Origin of the sequence: Nonomuraea jiangxiensis, from assembly GCF_900099965.1 — a bacterium.
Classification (GTDB): Bacteria; Actinomycetota; Actinomycetes; order Streptosporangiales; family Streptosporangiaceae; genus Nonomuraea; species Nonomuraea jiangxiensis.
Map to the genome: position 1 here is coordinate 1 of NZ_FNDJ01000029.1, position 8,874 is coordinate 8,874.

Here is an 8,874-nt window from a genome sequence, read left to right on the forward strand (position 1 = left end):
CCCGCTTCAAGACCGTGCCCGCCTCGTCCTGGACCTCCACATCGTGGTGATCCTCAGCCCAGTCATCGCCGACGAACAGCATCCGAATCCCTAAGATCGACAACAGTTCCAGCAGCCCGCAGGAGCCGGTCGGCGACCTAATGGACAAGTGCTCACGCCACGCGATCGGCGGGCACGACATCCCATCAGCGATCAAGACTCCCGACCACTGGTGAGGGCACGATCTGACCCTAGGACTCAAAGTCCAGGCGAGGGAAGTGCTCACTCACCAGCGGCTACCAGGCACCAAGTCTGCCTAATCGGCTGACCCCGTAGCTCCCATTAGGCGAGGGCGGCCGCGACCAGGGAGCGGGCCTCCTCCTGCACCTCGGCCAGGTGCTCCGGACCCTTGAAGGACTCGGCGTAGATCTTGTACACGTCCTCCGTCCCCGACGGCCGGGCGGCGAACCAGGCGTCACGGGTCGAGACCTTCACCCCGCCCAGCGCCGCGCCGTTGCCGGGCGCCGACGTCTGAACGGCCGTGATCGGCTCGCCCGCCAGCGTGGAGGCCGTCACCTGCTCGGCGGTCAGCCTGCCCAGCACGGCCTTCTCGGCTCGGGTGGCCGGGGCGTCGGTCCTCGCGTACGCGGGCTCGCCGAACCGCTCGGTCAGCTTGCGGTAGCGGGCGCTGGGCGACTCGCCCGTGACGGCCAGGATCTCGGAGGCCAGCAGCGCCAGGATGATGCCGTCCTTGTCGGTGGTCCACACCGAGCCGTCGCGGCGCAGGAACGACGCCCCCGCGCTCTCCTCGCCGCCGAACCCCAGCGACCCGTCCAGCAGTCCGGGGACGAACCACTTGAAGCCGACCGGCACCTCGTACAGCCGCCGCCCCAGGGACTCGGCGACCCGGTCGATGACGCCGCTGCTGACCATGGTCTTGCCCACGCCGGCGGCGCCGGGCCAGCCGTCCCGGTGGGTGTAGAGGTAGGAGATGGCGGCGGCGAGGTAGTGGTTGGGGTTCATGAGCCCGCCGTCGGGGGTGACGATGCCGTGCCGGTCGGAGTCGGCATCGTTCCCGGTGGAAATATCGTATTTGTCGCGATTGGCGATCAGCGAGGCCATCGCGTACGGCGACGAGCAGTCCATCCGGATCTTGCCGTCCCAGTCGAGCGTCATGAACCGCCACGCCGGGTCCACCAGCGGGTTGACCACCGTCAGGTTCAGGCGGTGCCGCTCGCCGATCTCCCCCCAGTAGGCCACGCTCGCCCCGCCCAGGGGATCGGCCCCGATCCGCACCCCGGCCGCCCTGATGGCGTCGAGGTCCACGACGGACGGCAGGTCGTCCACGTACGTGCCGAGGAAGTCATAGCGCCCCGCCATGCCCAGCGCCCGCGCGTACGGGATCCGCGCCACGCCCTTCAGCCCGTCGGCCAGCAGCCGGTTGGCCCGGTCCTGGATCCACCCGGTGGCGTCGGTGTCGGCGGGGCCCCCGTGCGGCGGGTTGTACTTGAAGCCGCCGTCGGCGGGCGGATTGTGCGACGGAGTGACCACGACGCCGTCGGCGAGCCCGGTCGTGCGCCCCCGGTTGTGCCGCAGGATCGCGTGCGAGACGGCGGGCGTCGGCGTGTAGCCGTCGCGCGTGTCGATCAGCACCTCGACCCCGTTGGCCGCGAGCACCTCCAGCGCGGACACCCGCGCGGGCTCCGACAGGGCGTGCGTGTCGATGCCCAGGAACAGCGGCCCGTCGGTGCCCATGGACTGCCGGTATTCGCAGATGGCCTGGCTGGTGGCCAGGATGTGGTCCTCGTTGAACGCCGAGTTCAGGGCCGACCCGCGGTGCCCCGACGTGCCGAACGCCACCCGCTGCCCCACCTCCTCGGGATCGGGGTGCAGGGCGTAGTAGGACGTCACCAGCCGGGCGACGTCGACCAGGTCGTCAGGCTGGGCAGGCTGTCCCGCGCGATCGTGCGTCATGAGGCCCACTTTACAAATCCGCCCCGGCTGAACGGGCGAACACCTGGCGGCGTGGGAGGATACAGTCGTCAGTCACCAGAATGGAGTTCTGTTCCATGCGCTACGGATATTTCCTGACCGAGCCGCGAGGGTCCGATCCGATCGGCGAGCTGCGTGACCAGATCACCCAGGCGGCCGAGAGCGGCTTCACCTCCGCCTGGCTCTCCCACATCTTCGGCCTCGACGCCCTCACCGCCCTGGCCGCCGCCGGGGCCGGCGGTCCCGCCATCGAGCTCGGCACCGCCGTCGTGGCGACCTACCCGCGCCACCCGGCCGCGCTCGCCCAGCAGGCCATGACCGCCAACGCCGCGCTCGGCGGACGCCTGACGCTGGGCATCGGACTGTCCCACCGGATCGTCATCGAGAACATGTACGGCTACGGCTTCGACCGCCCGCTGCGGCACATGCGGGAATACCTCGACGTCCTGATCCCGGCCGGCCGGGGCGAGCAGGTCAAGTACGCGGGCGAGACGGTCAAGGCCGACCTCCGGCTGACCGGGCCGGGCGGCGGCTTCCCGGTGCTGGTCGCCGCGCTCGGCCCGCGCATGCTCGGCCTCGCGGGCGCCGTGGCCGACGGCACCGTCCTGTGGATGACGGGGCCGAAGACGGTCGCCGAGCACGTCGTACCCACCATCAGGGCGGCCGCCGCCGAGGCGGGCCGCGAGCCGCCGCGCGTCGTCTGCGCGCTGCCCGTCTGCGTCACCGACGATCCCGCCGCCGCCGTCGCCCGCGCCAACGAGGTCTTCTCCGTGTACGGGCAACTGCCCTCCTACCGGGCCATGCTCGACAGGGAAGGCGCGGCGAACCCCGGCGACGTGGCGATCGTCGGCGACGAGGAGACCGTCCTGGCCAGGATCGCAGAGCTGGAGCAGGCCGGGGTGACCGACTTCGTCGGGTCCGTCTTCTCCGGCAGGGAACGTACGCAGGCCCTGCTGAACGGCCTGGCGAAGGGCTGATCGGCAGACATCGCCCGGAAACTCCGGCAAAGTGGAGCGCGTGTTACTGGGCATCGATGTCTCGGACTGGCAGGACACCGTCGACTGGCCTGACCACGCGAAGGCCGGAGTGGCCTTCGCCTTCGCCCGGGCCAGCGAGGGCCTGGACGGCACCGACAAGCGGTTCGCGCGCAACTGGGACGGCATGCGCGAGAGCCGGCTCGTGCGCGGCGCCTACCACGTCGCCAGGCCGGCGGGCGACCCGGTCGAACAGGCACGCCACTTCGCGGCCGTGATCAGGTCCGCCGGCGGGCTGTCCCCCGGTGACCTGGTCGCGCTCTTCCTGGAGGCCGACGACGGCCTGCGCCCCGAGCAGGTGGCCAGGCACGCGCGCCGCTGGTGCCACCAGGTCGAGCGGCACCTCGGGGTACGCCCGTTCGTGCACACCTACCACGCCTTCGCCGGCGGCGGGAACTGCGCGGGCCTGGCCGATCACCCGCTGTGGATCGCCGGCCCGGACAGACCGCGCGGCCGGCCCGCCGTGCCGCGGCCCTGGCGCGCGTGGGCCATCCACCAGTACGCCAACAGCCCCATCGACCTGGATCTCTTCCCCGGGAGCCGGGAGGAGCTGGCAAGCCTGGGGTTTCACCCGCGATAGCATCGGTGTTCACGATTCGAACCAGCCTCGGTGCCGGTCATCGAGGGCGATCCTAGGGAGTCACCGTGTCAGCCGAGCTACGCATCACCCTCGCCGGAGCCGAGCGTGTGGTGGCGGCCGGCACGACGGCCGGTGAGGCACTGGAGGCCGACGGCCGCACGGTCATCGCGGCCCGGGTCAACGGCGAGCCGCGTGACCTGGCCCACCCGCTGGCCGAGGGCGACGCGGTCGAGCCGATCGAGATCTCCAGCGAGGCCGGCAGGGCCATCGTCCGCCACTCCACCGCCCACGTCATGGCGCAGGCGGTGCAGGAGCTGTTCCCCGAGGCCAAGCTGGGCATCGGGCCGCCGGTGGAAAACGGCTTCTACTACGACTTCGACGTCAAGGACGCCTTCCATCCCGACGATCTCAAGCGCATCGAGAAGCGCATGCGGGAGATCGTCAAGCAGGGGCAGCTCTTCTCCCGCCGGCCCGTCTCCGACGAGGACGCCCGCGCGGAGCTGGCGGCGGAGCCGTACAAGCTGGAGTTGATCGGCCTCAAGGGCGCGTCCGCGGCGGAGTCCGAGGAGCACGCCTCCGTCGAGGTGGGCGCCGGTGAGCTGACCATCTACGACAACCTCGACCCCAAGAGCGGCGAGCTGTGCTGGAAGGACCTGTGCCGCGGCCCGCACGTGCCCTCCACGCGGTCCATCCCGGCGTTCAAGCTCATGCGCTCCGGCGGCGCCTACTGGCGCGGCAGCGAGAAGAACCCGCAGCTCCAGCGCATCTACGGCACCGCGTGGGAGTCCCGCGACAAGCAGGACGAATACCTGGAGCTGCTGGCGGAGGCCGAGAAGCGCGACCACCGCAAGCTCGGCGTGGAGCTCGACCTGTTCAGCTTCCCGCCGGAGCTGGGCAGCGGCCTGCCGATCTTCCATCCCAAGGGCGGGATCATCCGCAAGGAGATGGAAGACTACATGCGCCGGCGGCAGGCCGAGGCGGGCTACGAGTTCGTCAACACCCCGCACATCACCAAGTCGTCGCTGTTCGAGACCTCGGGCCACCTGCCGTGGTATGCCGACGACATGTTCCCGGCCTTCGAGCTGGAGGGCATCGAATATCGCGTCAAGCCGATGAACTGCCCGATGCACAACCTGATCTTCCGGGCGCGCGGGCGTTCCTACCGGGAGCTGCCGCTGCGGCTGTGCGAGTTCGGCTCGGTCTACCGCTACGAGAAGTCGGGTGTGGTGCACGGCCTGACCCGGGTGCGCGGGATGACGCAGGACGACGCGCACATCTACACCACCCGGGAGCAGATGGCCGACGAGATCCAGTCGCTGCTGAGGTTCGTGCTCAGTGTGCTGAGTGATTTCGGGTTGTCCGACTTCTACCTGGAGCTGTCCACCCGCGACGACTCCGACAAGTTCATCGGTGAGCCCGCCGAGTGGGAGGAGGCCACCGAAGCGCTGCGCCAGGTCGCCACCGAGTCGGGGCTGCACCTGGCCGACGACCCGGGAGGCGCGGCCTTCTACGGCCCGAAGATCTCCGTGCAGGCCAAGGACGCGATCGGCCGCACCTGGCAGCTCTCCACCATCCAGCTCGACCTCAACCAGCCCAAGCGCTTCGGCCTGGAATACCAGGCGGCCGACGGCAGCCGGCAGACCCCGGTCATGATCCACCGGGCGCTGTTCGGCTCCGTCGAGCGGTTCCTCGGCGTGCTCACCGAGCACTACGCCGGTGCCTTCCCGCCCTGGCTCTCGCCGGTGCAGGCGGTGGGCATCCCGATCGCCGAGGCGCACGTGCCCTACCTGCAGGACGTGGCCAAGCGGCTGCGCGCGGCCGGGGTCCGGGTCGAGGTCGACGCGGCCGACGACCGCATGCAGAAGAAGATCCGCAACGCGCAGAAGGCGAAGGTGCCCTTCATGCTGCTGGCGGGCGACGACGACATCGCCAACGGCGCGGTGTCCTTCCGCTACCGCAACGGCGAGCAGAAGAACGGGGTGCCGGTGGACCAGGCGATCGCCGAGATCGTCGACGCCGTCGAACGCCGCATCCAGGTCTGACACCACACCACGCGCCCCCCGGACCGATCCGTCACCCGGCACCCGGGCTGGTCCGTCGCCCGGGTTGGTCGGGCACTCGGGCTGGTCCGGCACTCGGGCCGGTCGCCCCGCACAGGCCGATCTCCCCGCTCGGGCCGGTCGCCCCGCCGGGGCCGGGCCGTTGCCCGGGTGTCCGCGCCGGTTGTCTGCCCGGCGTCCGACCCGAGCCTCGCCCGCTCGGGGCTTGACCTGGGCATTGCGCGGCGCACCCGGCATGGGATCTGCCCCTGGGGTCGAGCGGGGGTTGTCTCTGCCAGTGATTCCTAAATAGCAGTGTTAACGGGTAAATAGGCGAAAAGTGACGGCGGGTCGTCCGCCGAATTGGGCGCCCGACTCGCGGGCGAAACCCTCGATCAGATTGCGGGCGTAGGTTTCCGGGTTCTCGGTGGTGAGGGCTTTGATATAGGCGCGGTGTTCCATGAGCGAGCGCACGCCGCGTTCCAGGCCGTCCGTCACGTCCACGGCGTGGGTGGGGGATTCGCTGCCCGCGATGGCGACCCAGCGGACGCCATTCCAGGGTTCGTCGGGAATATCACGAAATATCCAGCGATTTCCGGCATCACCGGCGGCGTCCAGTACGGCCCGGCCGACGGCCCGGTGGTCGGGCGTGCTCCAGTACGTTCCGCCCCACGTGTCGTCCGGGTTCAGAGTGATCACTAATTCGGGGCGGTGGCGGCGGATGGCGGCGGCAAGATCCTTCCTGAGCGCGGTTCCGTACTCGATCACCCCGTCGGCGTGGCCGAGGAACTCCACGTTCGTCACGCCGACCACCGCCGCGCTCGCCCGCTGCTCCTGCTCGCGGAGGGGGCCGGCCTCGGCGGGTTCGAGGGTTTCGATGCCGGCCTCGCCGCTGGTCACCATCACGTACGTCACCTCGCGGCCCTGGTCCGTCCAGATGGCCACGGCCGAGGCGCAGCCGTACTCGAGGTCGTCGGGGTGCGCCACGATCGCCAGGGCGCGCTGCCAGTCCTCTGGCATGGGTTCGAGTTGATCTGTCATGGTCACATCCTGGGCGCTAGCATGGCCGCCGACCAGGTGAGGGGTGAGGCGGATGCGCCAGGCGGACGACGCCGTGACCGTCGTGCGGGGCGGGGACCCGGCGAAGTTCGCCGAGCTGACCGAGCCCTGCCGGCACGAGCTGCAGGTGCACTGCTATCGGATGCTGGGCTCGTTCGCCGACGCCGAGGACATGGTGCAGGAGACGCTGCTGCGGGCCTGGCGCGGGCGGGAGACGTTCGCGGGGCGCTCGACGTTCCGGGCCTGGCTCTATCGCATCGCCACCAACGCCTGCCTCGACCTGCTGTCCGGGCCCGCCCGATCCCGCGAGATCACGGTCGGTACGGGGAACGAGGCGGGCTCGCCGTTCGCCGAGGTGCCCTGGCTGCAGCCGTACCCCGACCGGCTGTTGGACCTGGCCGCGCCCGGGCAGGGCGAGCCGGACGCGGTGACGGTCGCCAGGGAGACGATCGAGCTGGCGTACCTGGCGGCCATCCAGCACCTGCCGCCGCGCCAGCGCGCGGTGCTGATCCTGCGCGACGTTGCGGGCTGGTCGGCCGAGGAGACCTCAGACGCGCTGGAGCTGAGCGTGGCGGCGGTCAAGAGCGCGCTCCAGCGGGCCCGCGCCACGCTCCGCACGCGGCTGCCCGAACGGCGCTCGCAGTGGGGGCCCGCCACACCCCCGAGCGAGCAGGAACGCGCGGTGCTGCGCCGCTACATGGACGCCTCCGTGGCCGGCGACCTGTCCGCCCTCGCTGCGCTGTTGCGCGCGGACGCGCGGCAGACGATGCCGCCCGCGTCGCTGGTGTACGACGGGCGCGCGTCCATCCTGGACATGTGGCGGCCCGTCCTGGAGGGCGCGCAGGCGTGGGGCGAGTGGCGGGTCCTGGCCACGTACGCGAACCGGCAGCCCGCCATGGCCGGCTACGTCCGCCGTCCCGGCGAGGCCGGCTACACCGCCGTCAACCTGGACGTGCTGCGGGTCGAGGACGGGCTGATCGCCGAGATCACCACGTTCGGTCCCGAGCTCCACGCAGCCTTCGGCCTCCCGGACCGCCTCTGAGATTTCCTGGCCGCCGACCGATTCCTTTCCGCGCGCCGCGCCGTCTCATGACCACCACGCTTCGTACGGCAAGGAGATTCACGATGAGCGACCACACCGATGCCCAGCTCCAGGCCCTGGACCGGCTCGTCGGCACCTGGCGGGTGACCGGCGGCTCGGAGGGCACTGTCACCTACCGCTGGCTGGAGGGCGGGCACTTCCTCGTCCAGGACGTCGACCTGACGCAGGAGGGCATGCGGATCAAGGGCATGGAGGTCATCGGCAGGGAACGCCCGTTCGGGGCGGACGCGCCCGGTGCGGACCTCAGGTCCTGGTACTACGACAGCCAGGGCAGCACCTTCGCCTACGTGTACGAGCTGGAGGGCGACACGCTGACCATCTGGAGTGGGGAGAAGGGCTCGCCCGCCTACTACAAGGGAACGTTCGACGCGGCGGGCACGTCGGTCACGGGCGCCTGGGTCTACCCCGGGGGCGGCGGCTACGACTCGGCGATGACTCGCGTGAGCTGACCACCACACGGGTCCCACCGCACCCGGTGACGGGTGGTCGGCGGTCCGGGCACCGGATGCTCGGTGCCCGGAGCGGGCACGGGATACTCGGGCCATGGATCCCCGAGCACACGCTGACGCCTGGCTGGCGGCGTGGAACGCTCATGACCTCGACGCGGTCATGGCCTGCTACGCCGAAGACGTCGACTTCGTGGCCCCGACCGTGGAACGGCGCTGGGGGCGGGCCGACGGCCGGCTCCGTGGCCGGCCCGAGCTGCGCAGGCACTTCCAGCTCGGGCTGGAGCTGGCTCCCGGCCTGGCCTTCACTGAGGAGGCACTGCTGACCAGCCCCGGCGGCTACGCGCTCCTCTACCGGCGGGAGAACGCCAACCGCGTCCTCGACGTCGTCGAGCTGGACGAGCACGGCCGCGCCGCCCGCGTACGCGCCTACTACGAGCACCACCAAAGCTAGAGCCGCCCCCGTCGAGCACCTGCCGACAGTGCGGTCCCAGATCGCGTCGGCCCCCGCCCGGCCGCCCGATACCCGGGGCGCCCGCTCGGCCGTCGGATGGCCGGGGCGCCCGCTTGGCTGTGGGATGGCCGGGGCGCCCGCTTGGCTGTGGGATGGCCGGGGCGCCCGCTTGGCTGTGGGATGGCCGGG

General features: G+C 71.0%; 9 protein-coding genes. 6 read left to right on the top strand and 3 right to left on the bottom strand.

Annotated features, from left to right (window positions below; all coding sequences use genetic code 11):
* A partial coding sequence (locus BLS95_RS57245) for an IS110 family transposase (protein WP_218136262.1) occupies positions 1–196 on the bottom strand: 196 nt, incomplete at its 3' end.
* A 125-nt stretch (positions 197–321) separates the two neighbouring features.
* Positions 322–1,953, bottom strand: coding sequence for a phosphoglucomutase (alpha-D-glucose-1,6-bisphosphate-dependent) (pgm, locus tag BLS95_RS42890; RefSeq protein ID WP_090945455.1), 1,632 nt, complete (start codon positions 1,951–1,953; stop codon positions 322–324).
* Between the two features lie 80 nt (positions 1,954–2,033).
* Between pgm and BLS95_RS42895 the strand changes: the two genes are divergently transcribed.
* From BLS95_RS42895 to thrS, 3 genes are all read left to right on the top strand, one after another.
* Positions 2,034–2,948 (top strand): TIGR03564 family F420-dependent LLM class oxidoreductase, encoded by a 915-nt coding sequence (locus tag BLS95_RS42895; protein ID WP_245765637.1) that lies wholly within the window; start codon positions 2,034–2,036, stop codon positions 2,946–2,948.
* A 40-nt stretch (positions 2,949–2,988) separates the two neighbouring features.
* Positions 2,989–3,585, top strand: a complete 597-nt coding sequence (locus BLS95_RS42900) for a glycoside hydrolase family 25 protein (protein WP_176993680.1) — start codon at positions 2,989–2,991, stop codon at positions 3,583–3,585.
* Between the two features lie 65 nt (positions 3,586–3,650).
* Positions 3,651–5,627, top strand: a complete 1,977-nt coding sequence (thrS, locus tag BLS95_RS42905) for a threonine--tRNA ligase (protein ID WP_090945355.1) — start codon at positions 3,651–3,653, stop codon at positions 5,625–5,627.
* A gap of 315 nt (positions 5,628–5,942) precedes the next feature.
* Here thrS and BLS95_RS42910 read toward each other — a convergent pair whose 3' ends face one another.
* Positions 5,943–6,665 (bottom strand): PIG-L deacetylase family protein, encoded by a 723-nt coding sequence (locus BLS95_RS42910; RefSeq protein WP_090945356.1) that lies wholly within the window; start codon positions 6,663–6,665, stop codon positions 5,943–5,945.
* 52 nt (positions 6,666–6,717) lie between these two features.
* On the opposite strand from BLS95_RS42910, the gene BLS95_RS42915 reads away from it, so the two are divergent.
* The 3 genes from BLS95_RS42915 to BLS95_RS42925 all read left to right on the top strand — a co-directional run bounded on the left by BLS95_RS42915 (position 6,718) and on the right by BLS95_RS42925 (position 8,685).
* Positions 6,718–7,725, top strand: coding sequence for an RNA polymerase subunit sigma-70 (locus BLS95_RS42915; protein ID WP_090945357.1), 1,008 nt, complete (start codon positions 6,718–6,720; stop codon positions 7,723–7,725).
* Positions 7,726–7,808: 83 nt separating this feature from the next.
* Positions 7,809–8,234: a hypothetical protein gene (locus BLS95_RS42920; RefSeq protein ID WP_090945358.1), complete on the top strand. Its 426-nt coding sequence runs from the start codon at positions 7,809–7,811 to the stop codon at positions 8,232–8,234.
* A gap of 94 nt (positions 8,235–8,328) precedes the next feature.
* Positions 8,329–8,685, top strand: a complete 357-nt coding sequence (locus BLS95_RS42925) for a nuclear transport factor 2 family protein (RefSeq protein ID WP_090945359.1) — start codon at positions 8,329–8,331, stop codon at positions 8,683–8,685.
* Positions 8,686–8,874: the final 189 nt, after the last annotated feature.